General features: G+C 33.1%; 20 protein-coding genes. 16 read left to right on the top strand and 4 right to left on the bottom strand.

Going from position 1 to position 19,228, the window contains the following annotated elements; translation table 11 throughout:
* The first annotated feature begins 37 nt into the window (after nt 1-37).
* From pdxA to BOW55_RS16525, 12 genes are all read left to right on the top strand, one after another.
* Nucleotides 38-1,087 carry a 4-hydroxythreonine-4-phosphate dehydrogenase PdxA gene (gene pdxA / locus BOW55_RS16580; RefSeq protein WP_089054365.1) on the top strand — a complete coding sequence of 350 codons (1,050 nt, stop codon included), beginning with the start codon at nt 38-40 and terminating at the stop codon, nt 1,085-1,087.
* Between the two features lie 105 nt (nt 1,088-1,192).
* On the top strand, nt 1,193-1,735 hold the full coding sequence (locus BOW55_RS16575) for a DUF177 domain-containing protein (protein WP_129025072.1): 543 nt from the start codon (nt 1,193-1,195) through the stop codon (nt 1,733-1,735).
* A 9-nt stretch (nt 1,736-1,744) separates the two neighbouring features.
* The gene (rpmF, locus tag BOW55_RS16570; RefSeq protein ID WP_008465217.1) at nt 1,745-1,939 is read left to right on the top strand and encodes a 50S ribosomal protein L32; all 195 of its coding nucleotides are present in this window, start codon (nt 1,745-1,747) and stop codon (nt 1,937-1,939) included.
* Between the two features lie 172 nt (nt 1,940-2,111).
* Nucleotides 2,112-3,110 (top strand): beta-ketoacyl-ACP synthase III, encoded by a 999-nt coding sequence (locus BOW55_RS16565; protein WP_129025070.1) that lies wholly within the window; start codon nt 2,112-2,114, stop codon nt 3,108-3,110.
* A 23-nt stretch (nt 3,111-3,133) separates the two neighbouring features.
* A complete protein-coding gene (gene accB, locus BOW55_RS16560; protein ID WP_089054362.1) occupies nt 3,134-3,622 on the top strand; it encodes an acetyl-CoA carboxylase biotin carboxyl carrier protein in 489 nt (162 codons plus the stop codon).
* A 107-nt stretch (nt 3,623-3,729) separates the two neighbouring features.
* Nucleotides 3,730-5,079 carry an acetyl-CoA carboxylase biotin carboxylase subunit gene (accC, locus tag BOW55_RS16555; protein ID WP_129025068.1) on the top strand — a complete coding sequence of 450 codons (1,350 nt, stop codon included), beginning with the start codon at nt 3,730-3,732 and terminating at the stop codon, nt 5,077-5,079.
* 294 nt (nt 5,080-5,373) lie between these two features.
* Nucleotides 5,374-5,670, top strand: coding sequence for a hypothetical protein (locus BOW55_RS16550; RefSeq protein WP_129025066.1), 297 nt, complete (start codon nt 5,374-5,376; stop codon nt 5,668-5,670).
* A 76-nt stretch (nt 5,671-5,746) separates the two neighbouring features.
* Nucleotides 5,747-6,043, top strand: a complete 297-nt coding sequence (locus BOW55_RS16545; RefSeq protein ID WP_129025064.1) for a hypothetical protein — start codon at nt 5,747-5,749, stop codon at nt 6,041-6,043.
* A gap of 28 nt (nt 6,044-6,071) precedes the next feature.
* A complete protein-coding gene (locus tag BOW55_RS16540) occupies nt 6,072-6,362 on the top strand; it encodes a hypothetical protein (RefSeq protein WP_129025062.1) in 291 nt (96 codons plus the stop codon).
* Nucleotides 6,363-6,380: 18 nt separating this feature from the next.
* A complete protein-coding gene (locus BOW55_RS16535; RefSeq protein WP_129025060.1) occupies nt 6,381-6,677 on the top strand; it encodes a PepSY-like domain-containing protein in 297 nt (98 codons plus the stop codon).
* 16 nt (nt 6,678-6,693) lie between these two features.
* The gene (locus tag BOW55_RS16530) at nt 6,694-6,990 is read left to right on the top strand and encodes a hypothetical protein (RefSeq protein WP_089054356.1); all 297 of its coding nucleotides are present in this window, start codon (nt 6,694-6,696) and stop codon (nt 6,988-6,990) included.
* A gap of 127 nt (nt 6,991-7,117) precedes the next feature.
* Nucleotides 7,118-8,470: a sigma-54 dependent transcriptional regulator gene (locus BOW55_RS16525; protein ID WP_129025058.1), complete on the top strand. Its 1,353-nt coding sequence runs from the start codon at nt 7,118-7,120 to the stop codon at nt 8,468-8,470.
* Here BOW55_RS16525 and BOW55_RS16520 read toward each other — a convergent pair.
* The gene (locus BOW55_RS16520; RefSeq protein WP_129025056.1) at nt 8,467-10,911 is read right to left on the bottom strand and encodes a hybrid sensor histidine kinase/response regulator; all 2,445 of its coding nucleotides are present in this window, start codon (nt 10,909-10,911) and stop codon (nt 8,467-8,469) included. The two genes, BOW55_RS16525 and BOW55_RS16520, sit on opposite strands and share 4 nt — an antisense overlap.
* Nucleotides 10,912-11,093: 182 nt before the next feature.
* Complete coding sequence (locus tag BOW55_RS16515) at nt 11,094-12,995, bottom strand: S9 family peptidase (protein WP_129025054.1); 1,902 nt, start codon at nt 12,993-12,995, stop codon at nt 11,094-11,096.
* Nucleotides 12,996-13,307: 312 nt separating this feature from the next.
* Between BOW55_RS16515 and BOW55_RS16510 the strand changes: the two genes are divergently transcribed.
* From BOW55_RS16510 to BOW55_RS16500, 3 genes are read left to right on the top strand one after another with little or no spacing between them, the layout of a single operon-like run.
* The gene (locus BOW55_RS16510; RefSeq protein WP_129025052.1) at nt 13,308-14,420 is read left to right on the top strand and encodes an FAD-binding oxidoreductase; all 1,113 of its coding nucleotides are present in this window, start codon (nt 13,308-13,310) and stop codon (nt 14,418-14,420) included.
* The gene (gene mtgA, locus BOW55_RS16505) at nt 14,420-15,193 is read left to right on the top strand and encodes a monofunctional biosynthetic peptidoglycan transglycosylase (protein WP_129025050.1); all 774 of its coding nucleotides are present in this window, start codon (nt 14,420-14,422) and stop codon (nt 15,191-15,193) included. The genes BOW55_RS16510 and mtgA overlap by 1 nt, the downstream gene beginning before the upstream one ends.
* Nucleotides 15,183-16,139, top strand: coding sequence for a lipid A deacylase LpxR family protein (locus BOW55_RS16500; protein ID WP_129025049.1), 957 nt, complete (start codon nt 15,183-15,185; stop codon nt 16,137-16,139). The genes mtgA and BOW55_RS16500 overlap by 11 nt, the downstream gene beginning before the upstream one ends.
* Before the next feature lie 22 nt (nt 16,140-16,161).
* Here BOW55_RS16500 and BOW55_RS16495 read toward each other — a convergent pair whose 3' ends face one another.
* Both BOW55_RS16495 and BOW55_RS16490 read right to left on the bottom strand, forming a co-directional pair.
* Nucleotides 16,162-17,190, bottom strand: coding sequence for an oxidoreductase (locus tag BOW55_RS16495; protein ID WP_129025047.1), 1,029 nt, complete (start codon nt 17,188-17,190; stop codon nt 16,162-16,164).
* A 128-nt stretch (nt 17,191-17,318) separates the two neighbouring features.
* Entirely contained in the window at nt 17,319-17,750 is a 432-nt protein-coding gene (locus tag BOW55_RS16490; protein ID WP_129025045.1) for a DUF4440 domain-containing protein, read from the bottom strand.
* A 511-nt stretch (nt 17,751-18,261) separates the two neighbouring features.
* Here BOW55_RS16490 and BOW55_RS16485 point away from each other — a divergent pair.
* Entirely contained in the window at nt 18,262-19,176 is a 915-nt protein-coding gene (locus BOW55_RS16485; protein ID WP_129025043.1) for a type I restriction enzyme HsdR N-terminal domain-containing protein, read from the top strand.
* The last annotated feature ends 52 nt before the right edge of the window (nt 19,177-19,228 follow it).

The raw sequence follows: 19,228 nt of genomic DNA, 5'->3' as shown, positions 1-19,228 counted from the left end.
TTTGCACATCAAAATTAGTAATAAATAAGCTGAGCTCATGAATAAAAAAGCAGAAAATATAATTGTTGGAATTTCAGTTGGAGATTTAAACGGTATTGGAAGCGAAGTTATACTAAAAACATTTGAGGATTCTCGAATGCTTGAATTGTGTACACCGGTTATTTTTGCAAATGCTAAAATTCTATCCTTTGTTAAAAAAAGTTTTACTTCGACTGTTCAGTTTCATGGAATAGATAAATTAGATCAGATTGTTCCAGGAAAAGTGAACGTGTTTAATCTTTGGAGAGAAGGAGTTGATATTAACTTAGGAACTAATGATGAAAAAATAGGAGAGTATGCCATAAAATCATTTGTAGCAGCAACAAAAGCTTTAAAAGAAGGTTTGGTTGATGTGCTCGTTACGGCTCCTATAAATAAATACAATATTCAATCTGAAGAATTTAAATTCCCAGGTCATACAGATTATCTAGATCAAGAGTTAGAAGGTAATGCTTTAATGATGATGGTTCAGGATAATTTGAGAGTAGGTTTGTTGACAGATCATGTGCCTATAAGTGAAGTTTCTTCGCATTTAACAGAAGAATTAATTACAAGAAAGATTGAAACAATCAGAAAATCTTTAATTCAAGACTTTAGTATAGTAAAACCAAAAATTGCAGTTTTAGGATTAAATCCACATTGCGGCGACGGCGGGGTAATAGGAAAAGAAGATGATTTAGTTTTGAAACCGGTTTTGAAAAAAATATTTGATTCTGGAACTATGGTTTTCGGACCATTTTCTGCCGATGGATTTTTTGGAAGCGGTCAATATGAGAAATATGATGCCGTTGTAGCTACTTATCACGATCAAGGATTGATTCCTTTCAAAACATTGTCTTTTGGTAAAGGAGTTAACTATACTGCAGGTTTAAATAAAATTAGAACATCGCCGGATCATGGAACTGGTTATGATATTGCTGGAAAAGACATGGCAGATTTCAACTCGTTTAAAGAGGCAGTTTATCTTGCACTTGATATTTTTCGCTCGCGTAATCAGTATGAGGAGATTAGCCAAAAACCTCTTAAAATAAAAGAAAAACAGTTATAAACAAAAAAAGGTGAATAAGATTATTAGATTTATAATAATTTTATATCTTTGCACCCCAATTCAGATATGTAGTTTTATATTCGAATTGTACAAATTGATGTTGAAATGAGCAAAACAAAAGAATTTTTAATTCCTTTTATAGGGTTAAAGCTGGGAAAACACCATTTTGAGTATCAAATAAATAACACGTTCTTTAAAGACTTTGACTATGAAGAGTTTCAAAGTTCTGAAATTAAAGTGAGTTTGGTTTTCGAAAAGAAAAGCAACATGTTAGAGTTAGAATTCAAACATAAAGGAACCGTAAATGTGCCTTGTGATCTAACAAGTGAAGATTTTGATCTTCCTTTAAAAGGGAAAATGAAATTGATTGTTCGCTTTGGAGATGAATTCAATGATGATAATGAAGAGTTGTTGATTTTACCGCATGGAGAGCATGAATTGAATGTAGCACAGTACATTTATGAAATGATAGCGCTTTCAGTGCCTCAAAAACGAATTCATCCAGGGGTTAAAGACGGGACTTTACAGACCGAAGCTTTAACAAAGTTGAATGAATTAAGTGTAAAAGAACAAAAGGAAGAGAGTAAACAAGAAGAAGATATTGACCCGCGTTGGGAAAAATTAAAGAAACTATTAACGGATAAATAATATAGTAAAATGGCACATCCTAAGAGAAAGACCTCGAAAACAAGAAGAGATAAGAGAAGAACACATTATAAAGCTACTGTAGCTCAAATCGCTACATGTCCTATTACTGGAGAAGCACATTTATACCACAGAGCTTACTGGCATGAAGGTAAAATGTACTACAGAGGGCAAGTTGTTATCGATAAATCTGAAGCGGTTGCTTAATACGTTTTTGTAAATTATACTAGAACTCTCACATAGTGAGAGTTTTTTTTGTTGGTTATAATTTTCGTTTTTTAAGAAAATACAGGCAAATTCGTTTTGATTTTTTTTGTAATTTTCAAGTCTTTTAAAAATTTTTCAAATAACAATATTTGAAAGGAAATAATAGAATATAATGAATACAATCACAGCCGCAATTACCGCTGTTGGAGGATACGTTCCAGACTTTGTACTTTCTAACAAAGTGTTGGAAACAATGGTAGAAACCAATGACGAATGGATTACCACTCGTACCGGAATTAAAGAAAGAAGGATTCTTAAAGATGCTGACAAAGGAACATCGTACCTTGCTATAAAAGCAGCACAAGATTTGATCGAAAAAGCTAATATCGATCCTTTAGAAATTGATATGGTTATTATGGCAACAGCAACACCAGATATGATGGTGGCTTCTACAGGAGTTTATGTTGCAACAGAAATTGGAGCAACTAATGCATTTGCTTATGATTTGCAAGCAGCTTGTTCAAGTTTCTTATACGGAATGTCAACCGCTGCGGCTTATGTACAATCTGGCAGATATAAAAAAGTACTATTAATTGGTGCAGATAAAATGTCATCAATTGTAGATTATACAGACAGAGCAACTTGCATTATTTTTGGTGATGGAGGCGGTGCTGTTTTATTTGAGCCAAATTATGAAGGCTTAGGTTTGCAAGATGAGTATTTAAGAAGCGATGGAGTAGGTCGCGATTTTCTTAAAATACCAGCTGGAGGATCTTTAATTCCAGCTTCAGAAGATACTGTAAAAAACAGACAACACAATATTATGCAAGATGGTAAAACAGTATTTAAATATGCTGTAACCAATATGGCAGACGCAAGCGAGCTGATCTTGAAAAGAAACAATCTAACAAATCAAGATGTTGATTGGTTAGTACCGCATCAAGCAAACAAACGCATCATTGATGCAACTGCAGGAAGACTTGAACTAGAAGAGTCTAAAGTATTAGTTAATATTGAAAAATATGGTAATACAACTTCAGGAACATTACCTTTGGTACTTTATGATTTTGAGAAACAACTCAAAAAAGGAGACAATATTATTTTAGCTGCATTTGGCGGTGGATTCACTTGGGGATCTATTTACCTAAAATGGGCTTACGATAAAAAATAAATCAAAACTAAAAACGAGTCATTATGGATTTAAAAGAAATTCAAAACCTAATCAAATTTGTAGCAAATTCGGGAGTTGCAGAAGTGAAGTTAGAAATGGATGATGTAAAAATCACGATCAGAACAACTTTAGAAGGAAATGTAACAGAAACTACTTATGTACAGCAATTGCCAGCTCAGGCAGCATTACCACAAGCAGCTGCACCGCAAGTAACAGCGCCAGTAGTTGTAAATGTAGCGGCTGAGCCACAAGCTCCAGCTGAAAATTCTAAATTCATAACGATAAAATCTCCAATTATTGGAACATTTTATAGAAAACCATCTCCAGACAAACCAGTTTTTACTGAAGTAGGAAGCACTATCGCAAAAGGAGATGTTCTTTGTGTAATTGAAGCAATGAAATTATTCAACGAAATCGAATCAGAAGTTTCAGGAAAAATTGTTAAGATTCTTGTTGACGATATGTCTCCAGTTGAATTTGATCAACCTTTATTCTTAGTAGATCCATCATAAATAAATTTAGATTTTAGATTTTAGATTTTAGATTGATCTGACAGAATTAATACAGACATCTAAAATTATCTAATTATCAAATTGTCTAATTATCTAATTAAAATAAGATGTTTAAAAAAATATTAATTGCGAATAGAGGAGAAATTGCACTTCGTGTAATTCGTACTTGCAAGGAAATGGGAATCAAAACTGTTGCAGTTTACTCTACAGCAGATGCAGAAAGCTTGCACGTTAAATTTGCTGATGAAGCGGTTTGTATTGGACCTCCTCCAAGTAACTTATCGTATTTAAAAATGTCAAATATTATTGCTGCTGCAGAAATTACAAATGCAGATGCAATACACCCAGGATACGGTTTTCTTTCTGAGAATGCTAAATTCTCAAAAATTTGTCAAGAGCACGGAATCAAATTTATTGGTGCGGCTCCTGAAATGATCGACAGAATGGGAGATAAAGCTTCTGCAAAAGCTACAATGAAAGCGGCAGGAGTACCATGTGTGCCAGGTTCAGACGGATTATTAGAATCTTACGAACATGCACTAAAAATAGCTAAAGAAATTGGTTATCCAGTTATGATGAAAGCTACCGCTGGTGGTGGTGGAAAAGGAATGCGTGCTATCTGGAAAGAAGAAGAGCTTTTAAAAGCTTGGGAAAGTGCACGTCAAGAAGCTGCGGCAGCTTTTGGAAATGACGGAATGTACATGGAAAAACTTATTGAAGAACCACGTCATATCGAAATTCAAGTTGTTGGAGATTCTTACGGAAAAGCATGTCACCTTTCTGAAAGAGATTGTTCTGTACAGCGTCGTCACCAAAAATTGACTGAAGAAACGCCTTCGCCTTTCATGACAGACGAATTACGTGCTGCAATGGGAGAAGCTGCTGTAAAAGCTGCTGAATTCATTAAATATGAAGGAGCTGGAACTGTAGAATTTTTGGTTGACAAACACAGAAATTTCTATTTCATGGAAATGAATACACGTATTCAGGTAGAGCATCCAATTACAGAACAAGTAATTGATTACGATTTGATTCGTGAGCAAATTATGGTTGCTGCTGGAATTCCAATTTCAGGAAAAAACTATTTACCACAATTACATGCTATCGAATGTCGTATTAATGCCGAAGATCCTTATAATGATTTTCGCCCTTCACCAGGAAAAATTACTACGCTTCATATGCCAGGAGGACACGGAGTTCGTTTAGATACTCACGTTTATTCAGGCTACAGCATTCCGCCAAATTACGATTCAATGATTGCCAAGTTAATTACAACTGCACAATCTCGTGAAGAAGCGATCAGTAAAATGAGAAGAGCTTTGGATGAATTTGTTATTGAAGGTGTAAAAACTACAATACCTTTCCACAGACAATTGATGGATGATCCTAAATATATTGCAGGAGATTACACAACTGCTTTTATGGATACTTTCAAAATGAATCCAATTCAAGAATAAATAAGTAAAGCTGTCGATTTCGACAGCTTTTTTTTAATCTATATCATAAACCCGACAAGTTTACTTGTCGGGTTTTGTTGTGTTATAGGGCTAAGTAAACACAAAAAGTGTTTACTTTTTACACACTATATAATTGATTTACACACTATTCGTATTTTTTGTATTTTTGTGTATTCAGTGTTAACCTGTTGATATTAAGTGGTTTTGCTGCTTTGGGGTTTGGTATTTGGTTTACGGCACGATAGTTTCTTTATCTAAAGTGTAAACAACTATTAATTACTAAATATATACATTATGAAAAATTTATTTTTATCAGCCGCAATTGTTTTAGGAAGTTTAACTTCATTTGCTTCAACTAGTCCAGTTACAAACACTACTGTAAAAGTTATCTCAATTGAAGACGAATACACAGAGATTAAACTAGAAGAGCTTCCAGCTCCTATTACAGAAGCTTTGAAAAAAGCATATCCAGATGCAGTAATTACAAAAGCATACAAAAACGAGAAATCTGAATACAAATTAGACGTTACAGTTGGAGAAAAAGTAGGGAATCTTTTCGCTAACGCTGACGGAACTTGGATTAAAAAATAATCCCTAAAGAGTATTCTCTTGAAAATTCGAATTAGTAATACTAAGATTAAATTAACAATATTAAAATATCACTACCATGAAAAATTTATTTTTATCAGCCACAATCGTTTTGGGAGGTTTAACATCATTTGCTTCAACTTCGCCAATTTCAAATACAATCGTAAAAACAATTTCAATTCAAGACGAATACACTGAAATTAAACTTGAAGAAGTTCCATCTGCAGTAACAGACGCTCTTAAAAAAGCATATCCAGATGCAATACTTTCGAAAGCTTTTAAAAACGCAAAATCAGAGTATAAATTAGATGTTACTGTGGGAGACAAAGTAGGTTCTCTTTATGCTAACGCTGATGGATCTTGGATCAAAAAATAAGTCAAGTCAACTTTAAAAAAATATAATTATGAAAAAGTTAATCTTATCGGCAGCTATCCTTTTAGGAAGTTTGTCAATTCAGGCAGAAAATACTGTTGCAGCAAAATCAGCTGTACAATCAGTAAATTATCAAGATGAGTATAAAGAAATTGATGCTGTTCCGGCAGCAATCAAAACATCTTTAGACGAAGCTTATCCAGGTGTAAAATTGGAGAAAGCATTTGTAAACGACAAAAAAGAGTACAAAATTGAAATCACTGTTAGAGGTGAAAAATCAACTGTGTACACAGATGCGACAGGAAAAATTATTAAAAAGTAACCATAAAAACTAAGCATTATGAAAAAGTTAATCTTATCTGCAGCACTTATTTTAGGAGGTTTGACATCTCAGGCGGCAATTTCGACTCAGTCAGTTTCTGTTATTGCAACAGTAAACATTCAAGATGGATACACTGAAGTTACAGCAGATGCTGTTCCAGCAGCAGTGAAGTCAACAATCGAGAAATCTTTTCCAGGTACTAAACTTGAAAAAGCGTACAAAAACGATAAAAATGAGTACAAGCTTGAAATCTCAAAAGAAGGTAAGAAATATACTTTTTTCACTGATGCTTCAGGAAATATCATTAAGAAATAATTAAAAACAGAGCACTATGAAAAAGTCAGCCCTAGCAGTAACTATTATTTTAGCGAGTTTGTCACTTCCTGCTTTAGCAGAGACAACTTCAAATAAAGTACAAATGTCAATTTCGGTACAAACAGAATATACCGAGATTACTTCAGATGCTGTTCCGGCAGCTGTAAAAACCGCTCTGCAAACCGCTTATCCAAATGCAAAACTGGAGAAAGCTTTTGTTAATGATAAAAAAGAATACAAACTAGAAATATCGGTTGGTGACCAGAAGGCTACTGTTTTTTCAGATGTCAATGGCAACTGGTTGAAAATATAATTAGGTGAAATTAGATTTATGTTTTTGGTGAAAAGAGATTGCAGCGTGCAATCTCTTTTTTTTTGCATAACTTTGTGAAAATACAATTTTAATAGTCTTATTTTAGCAAAAAAGTCCCTAAAAACAAATGCCAAAGATTTTATTGATAGAAGATGATATTTCGTTTTGTAAACTGCTGGAGAAATTTCTAGTAAAAAAACAATACGAAGTAAGTATAGCATTCTCTGCTGCAGAAGCAAGATCAGCAATTAAAACTGAATCGTTTGATTTAATTTTGACAGATCTTCGCCTGCCTGATTCTGACGGCATAGGGCTTATGTCTGAATTTAAAAATTCCCATCCTCAAATTCCAGTTGTATTAATGACTGGATATTCTGATGTAAATACAGCTGTAAAAGCGATAAAAAATGGCGCTGCCGATTATATCTCAAAACCATTTAATCCGGATGAGGTTCTCCTTGTCATTACAAATGCGCTGCAGGTTCCTGAATCTGAATTTGAAGATGAAGCACCAGTTAAAGAAAAAAAGCGAGTAAAAAAGTCAGTATCAACTGAAAACGAATTTGTAAAAGGAATTTCAGTTGCTTCAAAAAAACTATTGGATCACATTCAATTAGTAAGTCCTACAGATATGTCTGTTTTAATTATCGGCGAAAGCGGTACCGGAAAGGAAATTATTGCTAAAAGTATTCATCAGCAAAGCCATCGAAAGAATAATAATTTTATTGCAGTAGATTGCGGAGCTATTCCCAAAGAGTTAGCAGCGAGTGAATTTTTTGGACATTTAAAAGGATCTTTTACGGGAGCGATTAGTGATAAAATGGGGTATTTTGAAGCCGCAAACGGAGGTACACTTTTCTTGGATGAAATAGGAAATCTTTCTTATGAAAATCAAATTCAATTATTACGTGCGCTTCAAGAGCGAAAAATAAAACCCGTTGGAAGCAACAAAGAAATAAACGTTGATATCCGAATCATTACTGCTACAAATGAAGATTTGCGTGAAGCAGTAAAAAACGGCGATTTTAGAGAAGATTTATACCATAGAATCAATGAATTCTCTATTCAGTCTCCCTCTTTAAAAGATCGTGATGAAGATTTAATGGTTTTTGCTGATTATTTTCTTGAAAAAGCCAATCAGCAGTTAAACAAAGATATTATAGGATTTTCTCCAGAAGTTGTTACTATATTTCAAAATTACAACTGGCCGGGTAATTTACGCGAATTGCAAAATTGCGTTAAACGAGCTACACTTTTATCTCAAGGAGATTTTATAAAAAGCGATGTATTGCCGGCTGAATTCTTTCAGACTCAAAAACAGCAAAATACGGGAGGTTCTTTTTCATTATCAGATAACGAAAAAGAAGCCATTATTCAGGCGCTGAATAGAACTCAAAACAATAAATCAGAAGCCGCAAAACTGCTTAAAATTACCAGAAAAACACTTTATAATAAATTAAAGCAATACAATATAGATTAGACTATTTCTTGTTGTAAGGCGTTAAACAGCAAATCCCTTTTGATTTTTAGATCCTGATAAATGTCTTTTACTTGTTCAATTTCAAGATCATTTTGTTCCAGTATTTTTAGAATAACTCCAATTTCTCGTGCTTCGATCTGTTTGAACATAGGCGCAATTCGATGAGAGATTGCTCGAATATCTGCAATGTTTTCTTCCGCAATAGCATTTTCAAGAGCCGTAAAATTCTCGTTACTGCTAGCCATGAAAGCTTTTAAAATGTCTTTTAAAGCATCATTATCATGACCCAAAAACTCTTTTAGCGTTTTTAAAGAATACAATTGAGAAGAAGTCTCTCCAGATTCTTGCTCATTTATTACTGCATTTGGAAGTCTGTCATCTGCCAAGATAGATTGAATTGTTTCTATAAGTACTTTTGGCGAATATGGTTTTTTGATTACCGTTGTAAATCCAGCTTCGGTGTAAACAGACGCTTCTAAATCTGTTCTTCCGGTCAAAGCGATAACAGGTTGGTTTTTGTACAATCCTTTTTCAGAAGTCTGGAGCTTTTTCAAAAACATAAAACCATCCATTTCCGGCATCTGAATGTCGGTAATAACAAAATCAAAAGGCGTATTTTGAATAGTCTCCAATGCTTTTACGGCGCTGTTAAAGGATAAAACTTCGTGCTTTTCTTGTCGAAGCACGCCGCTGGTTAAATTCAAAAGATTAGTGTCGTCATCAATTACAATAAAAGTCAGTTTTTGAGTAAAACCAAGTTTTGGTTTTTCGTTGTGTTCAACAGTATTATTACTGCTGTCAAACTGTAGAGGAAGTTTGATTTTAAATGTGCTTCCTTTTCCAAACGTACTTTCGAGTTTTAAACTTCCGCCAAGAATTGCAATTATTTTTTGGCAGATTGATAAACCTAATCCTGTGCCGCCGTATTTCTTTTCAATGTTTTCATTAGCCTGTGCAAACTCTTCAAAAACTAATTTTTGATTGCCTTTTTCGATTCCAATACCAGTGTCTTCAATTGTAATTGCGAAAGATTTTTCATCATCAGTACAATATGCGCTGATCTTAATAAAACCTTCTTCAGTAAATTTAAAGGCATTACCAATAATATTGGTTAAAATCTGTTTTAATCGAAACGGATCGCCAACAATTCTTGTTTTTAATTTTTCGTCAACATTTATAATTAAATCAATGTTTTTTTGCTCGTAAACAGATTGAATGCTTTTGGCAGTATCTTCAATAATTTCAGTTAAAGAAAAAGGAACCTTTTCGATAGTAATTTTTCCAGCTTCAATTTTAGAGAAATCCAATAAGTCCTGAACAAGCTGTGTAATATATTCCGAAGAAGTTTTGATGTTCTTAATAAAGTAAGATTGTTTTGTATTGACATCAGAATTTCCCAAAAGTTCAGAATAACCCACAATGGTGCTCAGCGGCGTTTTTAAATCATGACTTACTGTCGAAATTAACTGCTCTCGGCTTTTTAATAAATTTTTAGTTTTAAAATTCGCAATTTCAAGCTGTTTCTTATACAATTGCGATTTCGAGTAATCGCTTACAATTAAAATCGAAAAGAAAATAGTCAATATTAATCCTATAATGGCAGAAGCAGTTACAATTTCATTGACTTTGCGTAATGATTTTTCTTTTAATGAATTATTTTTTATCGAATTAATAATGATCTCTCTTTCGATAATTCGAAGAACCTTTCTAAGTTGTTCAGAAATGGCAATTTCGTTTTTTAGTAACTTGTTTTCCTCAAAATTCAACGATTCCTTTTTCTTTTCAGCCTTTAATTTTACATTACTCAGTAATTTTTTCGAATTGGCCAAGATAGAATCAGAAGCTTGCTTGCTTAAAGTATTAGTGCTGTCATCTGGAATATTTTGGTTGAGATAATCCACATACTTTTGAAGTACATTTCGCTGATAACTCCCTAATTGATTTGGGTTTTTGCTAAAATCCTGAAGCTCCAGTTTTCTAAGCTTAAACTCCATTTTAGTGATTTCATCAATTGCAGTATTTACAGAAACTTCATCATCAGCTTTGTTTTTTATGGTTTTTAACTTGCGGATGTTTTCTGTTTTTTCAGACAATAAATAAGTAACACTGTCTAGTAGAACTTTTTGATATTCGGTAGTAACAATTTGTTTTAAAGTATCAATTCGTGCTCTTAAAGAATCCGTTTCGATAAGATAATTTTTAAAATCACTTTCAGAATTGGTTTGAATTGTTTTTCGTGCTAAACTTTCTGTTTTATAAACATTTGAAAATAGTTTGCTGACTCTTAAAATTTTAGTTTTTTCAAAGGCAATTTTATCCTCCAATTTATTGTAGACTACATTTTCAGAGTATAAAAACCATCCAACAGTAACGACCAAAGCCAGTAATGCAACATAACTGAATAAGACTTTGAGTGCTGTATAACTTTTTTTACTCTCCATAAATATTTAGGTGTAGATTGAGGAAGTGTTTGAGATATTGGAATTATCTGCAATTTATTCAAAATTTCGATCTCAAAAAAGCAAAAACAGTCCAAATGTTTATATAATTAAACAGTCTTAAAAAGAAATCAGCCTCAGATTATATAAATATCTGAGGCTGATTTTTTGTTTTTATTTTGAGATTAAAGAGTTTCGTTTAACCATTTAAAGAATTCACCTTGCCAAACTTGAGCGTTTTGAGGTTGTAAAACCCAGTGATTTTCTTCAGGGAAATAAACAAATCGACTTTTAATTCCTCGCAATTGTGCCGCTTGAAAAGCCTCTTGTCCTTGTCCGATTGGCACACGGAAATCTTTTCCGCCTTGGAAAATCAAGATTGGTTTATTCCATTTTTCAACCATAGTTGCAGGGTTAAAAGTCGTATATGCTTTTTGTGCAACAGCATTGTCTTTTTCCCAATAAGCACCGCCAAAATCCCAGTTGTTAAAGAAAACTTCTTCAGTAGTTCCCAACATACTTACCGTATTGAAAACACCATCATGAGCAATGAAAGTTTTAAAACGGTTTTTGTGAATTCCTGCTAAATAAAATACTGAATATCCACCGTAGCTCGCACCAACACATCCTAAACGGCTTTTGTCAACATAGCTCTCTTTGGCAACATCATCGATTGCAGAAAGATAGTCGTCCATAACCTGTCCGCCCCAATCTTTACTAATTTGCTCGTTCCATTCAACACCATGACCAGGCATTCCGCGACGATTTGGCGCCACAACAACATAACCTTTTGCTGCCATTAATGAGAAATTCCAACGGAAAGAATACGATTGTGTCAATGCACTTTGAGGTCCGCCTTGACAGAATAACAAAGTTGGATATTTTTTTGAAGCATCAAAATTTGGAGGCAAAATTACCCAAACCAACATTTTTTTACCGTCAGTTGTAGTCACATAACGTTTTTCAGTTTTGCTTAGAGTCAACGTTTTGTAAGTATCAGTATTTACATTTGAAAGTTGTTTCCAAGTGTTTTTCTTCAAGTTAAAAGAAAAAATCTCCGGTGCATGATTCATGTCATTTCTAGTTACAATAATATCATCACCAGCAAATCCTACTAAATCATTTACATCAAAATCACCTTTTGTTATTTGGCGAACAGTAATTGCAATTCTTGTTAATCCAGGGAAATTAACGCTGAAAAGTTGTTTTGTACCATCAACAGGCGCAACAAAAAATACATTTTTTCCGTCTTTACTCCAGATAAAATTATCTACAGTTCCATCCCAGTTTGCCGTTAAGTTCGTTTTGATTCCTTTAAATTCAACAATAATGTCGTTTTTATCAGCCTCATAACCATCACGTTTCATTTGTAGCCAAGTTAAATTTCCTGTTGGAGAAAATTGAGGAGCAGTGTCGTAACCTAAGTTGCCTTCAGTTCTATTAGTTGTTTTTTGAGTCTCTAAATTGTACTCATAAATATCGGTATTCGTAGAAACCGCATAATCAGTTCCTGCTTTTTTCTTGCACACATACAAAATGCTTTTTCCATCAGGAGACCAGATATAATCTTCATCACCGCCAAAAGGTTTTTGCGGAGAGTCAAAAGTTTCTCCTTTCAAAATGTCAATTCCCTTAGCACCGTCTTTGTTTTCCTTATAAAAAACGTGGTTAAATTTACCTATGTTCCAAGTATCCCAATGGCGATAATCTAAACCATCATAAATTTGTGCGTCAGATTTATCAAGTTTTGGATAAAAATCTTTACCTAAAACCTTGTCAATTTTTACTTCTTCATTGTACACTAAAAATTTTCCGTCAGGCGAAATGTTTTTGTCGGCTAAAATCGCTTTTGTATCCGTAACTTCAGTTGCATTACCACCGCCTACAGGGATAGTATAAAATTTAGAATGCGATTTGTTTTCTTCTACAGATGGAGTAGAAACCTTAAAAACAACATTTTTTTCATCTTTTGAAAGTCCAAGTGCACTCACTCTTCCTAATTTCCATAACAATTCTGGCGACATTACATTTTGTCCGATAGCGTTTAAACTCATCATTATTAAGGTTGTAAATAATACTTTTTTCATAATAAAAATTCTATTTTTTGTGGGGCTAAAAATACGAATTTAAAATTCCAAAATTTGTTAAAGTTTATCATCCATTGTCACCCTGAGCGAAGTCAAAGGGCTTTCGTTCCCAAAAGAGGCTTCGACTTCGCTCAGCCTGACATTTGGATAGAGATCCAAAAATAGAATCTTTAAAATTTTGTTCGCCGCGAATTCACAAATTTTTTATTCTCAAAGACTAACAAAAAAAATAATTCGTGAATTACTTCGTCTGTTCGCTATCGCTCGAGTCGTGGCGAATAAAAAAACATTATTTTTATAAAAACTCTGAAGATGGAACTAAGTTATTGGGAATTAAAGAACTGGTTTACAAATATTGATTACACAATTGTAGGCAGCGGAATTGTTGGTCTGCATACTGCTTTGCGCTTACGCGAAAGATTTCCTGCTTCAAAAATTCTAGTTATAGAAAGAGGAATGCTGCCACAAGGCGCGAGTACAAAAAATGCAGGTTTTGCTTGTTTTGGAAGTCTTTCGGAAATTATGGATGACTTAAAAACAAATTCAGAAGATGATGTTGTGGGTTTAATCGAAAAACGTTGGAAAGGACTGCAATTACTCCGAAAAAGATTGGGAGATTCCGTAATTGATTTTAAACCTCACGGCGGATATGAATTGTTTTTGAAGGAAGATGAAACTGGTTTTAATGAATGTATTTCGAAAATGCCTTTTATTAATGAAATTTTGAAACCTCTTTTTAAAGCAGATGTTTTTTCCAAAGAAACGGATCGATTTGGATTTAAAAATACTCAGGATTATTTGGTTTTTAATCCATTTGAAGCGCAGATAGATACTGGAAATATGATGCAGGAATTGTTAAAACAAGCTGTTTCTGCTGGCATTTTAATTTTAAATCAGCAAACAGTAACCTCGTATTTTGATGCAGGAAATTATGTAGAGCTGGTTCTAAACGATTTTAGTTTTAGATCGAGTAAAGTGCTTTTTGCTACAAATGGTTTTGCAGGTTCTTTGACGAAAGGAGAAGTAAAGCCTGCGAGAGCACAGGTTTTAATTACCGAACCCATAAAAAATCTGGATATAAAAGGAACGTTTCATTTAGATCGCGGTTATTATTATTTCAGAAATATAGACGATCGCATTTTGCTAGGAGGAGGTCGAAACCTCGATTTTGAAGGTGAAACGACAACGGAATTTGGGCAGACGAAAATTATTCAAAATAAATTGGAGGAGTTGTTGAAAAATGTAATTTTACCGAATCAGGATTTCAAGATTGCACACCGTTGGAGTGGGATTATGGGAGTCGGAAATAGTAAAAGTTCTGTTGTTGCTCAACTGTCTGAAAACGTGTTTTGTGGAGTACGTTTAGGCGGAATGGGAGTAGCGATAGGCAGTTTAATAGGAACAGAATTAGCAGATTTAATATAATGGCAATCAAAAAAGCAGAACCAAAAAAAACAACCGCAAGTAAACCTAAACCTAAAACAGCTTCTAAGAAGGCAAATCGTTCTTTTGGAGAAAAAGTAAAATGGTTTTTCATTAAACTATGTCTCTGGTTTTTTGGAATTTCGATCGCATCGGTTGTGTTTTTTAAATATGTGCCTGTACCTTTTACGCCTTTAATGGTTATTCGAGCAATCGAAAACAAAATGGCAGGAAAAGAAGTTTACTTTGATCACGATTGGGAACCAATTGAAAAGATTTCAATGAACTTGCAAAAAGCGGTTATCGCCAGCGAGGATGCAACTTTTTTAAGTCACAATGGTTTTGATTTTAAAGCACTTCAAAAGGCATATAAAAGTAACGAGCGCGGACGCCGAATTCGAGGCGGAAGTACAATCTCACAGCAAACTGCAAAAAACGTTTTTTTATGGCAGGGAAAAAGCTATTTCCGTAAAGGACTTGAAGCTTATTTTACTGTTTTAATCGAATTGATTTGGGGCAAAGAGCGTATCATGGAAGTGTATTTAAATAGTATCGAAATGGGAGATGGCGTTTATGGTGCTTATGCCGCAACGGAACATTGGTATCGTCGTGACGCTTCAAGTTTAACGCCCATGCAGGCAGCCGGAATTGCGGCAATTTTGCCAAACCCAAGAAAATTTAAGGCTACAGGTTCTTCAAGTTATATAAACCGCAGAAAAGAAAGAATCGTACGCGAAATGCGTGCCGTTGGAAAAATTAATTATAATGGGAAGTAAAAACATATTTTTTGCATTTCTCATTTTAACTACAGCTTTGACTTTTGGTCAAGGTAAAAAAACAGAAATTGGTTTCATATCTGATAATGATTTATACACATCATCAAAAAATGATATGTATTACACCAATGGTTTAGAATTTTTTTATCGATTTCTGTCTAAAAACGACAATGAAAAAATCAACAAGAAAATTACTGAATTTAGAATCGGGCAATATATTTATAATCCGAGATTTATAAACAAAGAGGCAGTTAATGTAAATGACCGTCCGTTTACGGCATATCTTTTTGCCGAAGCAGGAAGAAGTTTTTTTTACCAAAGTGAATCTGTTTTAAAGACCAATTTTCAGCTGGGTTTTATGGGGCCAAATGCTTTAGGCAGAGAAACTCAGGAAGGATTTCATAAAATTATTGGATATAAAAAGGTGTATGGCTGGGAAAATCAGCTTCATAATGCTTTTGCAGTACAGGCTCACGTAATGTATTCGAAGAAACTATTTCCATCAAAACATAATGATTTTGCAGATCTTCATTGGCAGTCCGATGCCAATTTAGGAACTATTTTTACAGGTGTTTCAACAGGTTTTATGACTAGGATTGGTTTTAAAAAACTGCTTCCAATTTACGATTCAAATATGCATGATGCTTCGGTGAGTGCACAAGCACAACCAAATATTAGAGAATTCTATTTTTACGCTATGCCAAGCGTTAATTATCAGTTTTATGATGCCACAATCGAAGGCAGTATGTTTAATGATACAAGTCCTATAACTTTTGATTTGGTGCCGCTTCGTTTCAATGCGGAATTTGGGTTGAAATACCGCCATAATAATTTCAATATGTCGTATTCGTTTATTTATCGAGGACGTGAGTTAGAAGGCGATGTTAATGATACGAATAGAGGATATTTTTATGGTTCGATAAGAATGGGGTTTTTGTTGAAGTAGTATCTTTTATATATAGTATCTATTAATGACGATTATCGCATTGAATATTAATCTCTTCATTTGATTTGTCGATGACAGAAATACTTGGACAACTAAAGGAAAGATACTCGAAACCAAAAACAACTTCAGGTTTGTTTTTAAAAAGTTTTCCAGTCCATTGCTCAATAGAATCTTCTCCATTTTCATAATTTAGCGGAGCAGGTGATGTGCCTTCGCTTTGGCTGTAAAGTTTTTCGATTATAACATCTTTGGTTTTTGAATCAACGACTAATAAACGTCTGCCATAAATTGTTTTATTGCTGTCTAGATAGTCTTGTAAAAAATACTGATAGCTTTCTGTTTTGTAAAAATACGTATTTCCCGCTATTGTACTCTTTAGCAAAGCACGGTCGTTATTTTTCAGTGCTTTAGACGGATAATCTTTTTTTGCGATTTTTTTCCACGAAATTGGCTTCAAGCGTTCTTTCGAAAACGGATTTTCTTTGCCTACATATACCAAAGCATTTCTGTAATAATCGCTGAATCCGTTTAAATGTTTTTTGTTGATTTCGAAACCAATCATAAAATCATAATTACGATACGGTCCGGCATCTCCAATAGAATATACATTTAGCATCGCAGCAGTTTTTAGATTTTTTACTAAAAAAGATGCAAGTTTATTTTTGGCATAATCGTAAACAAACAGCGAATCGGTTTCAGAAATATTGGTTTTAGATAAAAATCTTTTTCTGTAGTTTTTGGCAAAGGTGAAATATTGGGCATCGGCATCTGCCATTTTTTCAAGGTTGGGCAAAGTCAGAGTGTCTTTTTCGTTGTCAATGGGATAAATATCCGAAAGAGAAACAAAAGCAACATCGCTGCTGTCTTTTGGCATAACAGTAAATAAATAGATGCTTTCCTTTCTTGAAGTTTCTTCAGCTTGAAGAGTATCCGTTTCAGTTGCCATCTGTTCTGTTACTTTAGGAAGTGTATTTGCGGTGTTTTCTTTTTTATTACAGGCAGATAATAAAATTAAAAAAGCACTTGATAAAAAGAACAATCTTGTTGTCATTATTTAAATATGATTTTGAGTTTTGTTATGTACGAAAGTACTTTAATTTATTTTCAAAAAGAAACTTAAAATGTAGTCAAATTCTAATTTTTAGGAATAAGTTATTTATTTCTTATACGTTGATTTATTTATCCCGAATGATCAACATACAAATACCAAACACCGTTTATTTTTCGCATTATTCCCGAAAATTGCCCAGAACTGTTTTTACCATTCGGAGCTTCCACACTAAATTTTGCGCTCACAAAAGCATCTTTTTTTGAAAGAGGTTCAATAACAAAATCAGTCATAGTTAATTTTCCCATTCTTTCTTTTGGCCAATATTTTTTGAAAAAATCTGCAATATTATTTTTTCCATATACTACGCCGCCGCTGTAAATCATTCGAACTGAATCTACGGGAGCATAAAAGTCAAGGTAAGCTTCGAGATCACCATTATTCCAGCAGGTTTGCTGTGCTTTTAAACGTTCGAGTACTTGTTGTGAAATTTTATCTTGGCAAATGCCTTTAAAAGAAAACATTAGCAAAAATCCGAGAAGTAAAAATTTTAAGTTACGCATATTGATAGTTTTAAGTAAAATTGTAAAATCGAGCTAAAAAAAAATTGATAGGAGTTTTAAATGTTTGCAGTATTTGTTTTTTCATGCTTTAGGCTCCTATTTTAAAACAAATACCATAACAATTGATAAAACCAAGATAGGAAAAAAGGACAATGTAAGAGTATACATTAATTCTTCTTTAACAAGCATGTATAATTTGACACCATTCGTTGAATCTTGAATTGCTTGTGCATTGCAGAAATAAGACAAGAGAAATAGAATAATAAGAGCTTTGATTTTTTTTATACAATGTGCTATTGTTTTAAAAATACTTTATTTATTCCGTATGATCAATATACAAATACCAGAAACCGTTAATTATCTCATCCTTTCCTTTGGCTAATATTTTTTAAAGAAATCTGTAATATTGTTTTTTCACTTGTTTTAATTAATGATTTTGAAAAGTTTGTTAATTAGGTTATTTTCGTTAGTTTAGTTTCACTGAATAATATAATTAACAAACCACTAAAAAATGATAGTAAACATACCAAAACAATCTATTAATCAATTAAAAAAAGCGCTTGAGAATTTTAAAATTAATGATGCAATCGAGTTGTGTACTAATGAGGCTCAAACTCGCAAATTCTTAATTGAACCTTTCTTTAATTTTCTAAGTTATATTTCTAGTGATTTAATACCAGAATTTAATGCTGATTTTGGTGAACGCGTAAGTCAAAAAATTGATTATGCAATTTTGTTGAATAAAAAAGAAACAATATTAATTGAGGCTAAAAAATATAATAGTAAACTTAGTGACAAAGAGGCGGGACAGCTTAATGGATACTTTAGTAATACTAAAAATTCAAGAATTGCCGTATTAACAAATGGAATAGAATATAGATTTTATTCGGATATTTTGCAGCAGAATGTTATTGATGCCAAACCGTTTTTTGTTTTTAGTTTAATTAATTATTCAGATAGAGATTTAGAAACTTTAATAAAATTTGATAAAAGATATATAGTTGTAAGTGAGATTATTAAAACTGCGCAAGAGTGCGTTTTTGTAGAAGATTTTGAGGCGGCTTTGTTGAAAGAGTTAATAGCGCCATCGAAGGATTTGCTGAAAATTATTCATAGAAATATGAATTTTAAAACGAAATTTAATGAAGATACACAGGGAAAAATGATAAAGTTGATCAATTCTGCCCTACTTAAATCATTGTATGAAAAGAAAGTAATTGATGAAGCGAACTCAAATACAGGAGGAATTATTACAACTGAATCGGAAATACAAGCATATCATACTATTAGAACATTATTAATTCAAAATAAAAAAATTCCAAGTCAAAGAATCTTTTTCAAAGATTTTAAAAATTTCTTTAATATAAGTATTGATGAGAGCCCTAAAAAGTTGATATGTAAGCTTGTTTTTACTGATTCAAAATGAAAATTGTTATTGAGAATAATGAGTATTTATTAAGTAGTATTGATGACGTTTT

The sequence above is a fragment of the Flavobacterium sp. YO12 genome, from assembly GCF_004119495.1.
Classification (GTDB): Bacteria; Bacteroidota; Bacteroidia; order Flavobacteriales; family Flavobacteriaceae; genus Flavobacterium.
Note: the sequence above shows the minus strand (reverse complement) of the source record. Positions and strands in the feature narration are given on the sequence as shown.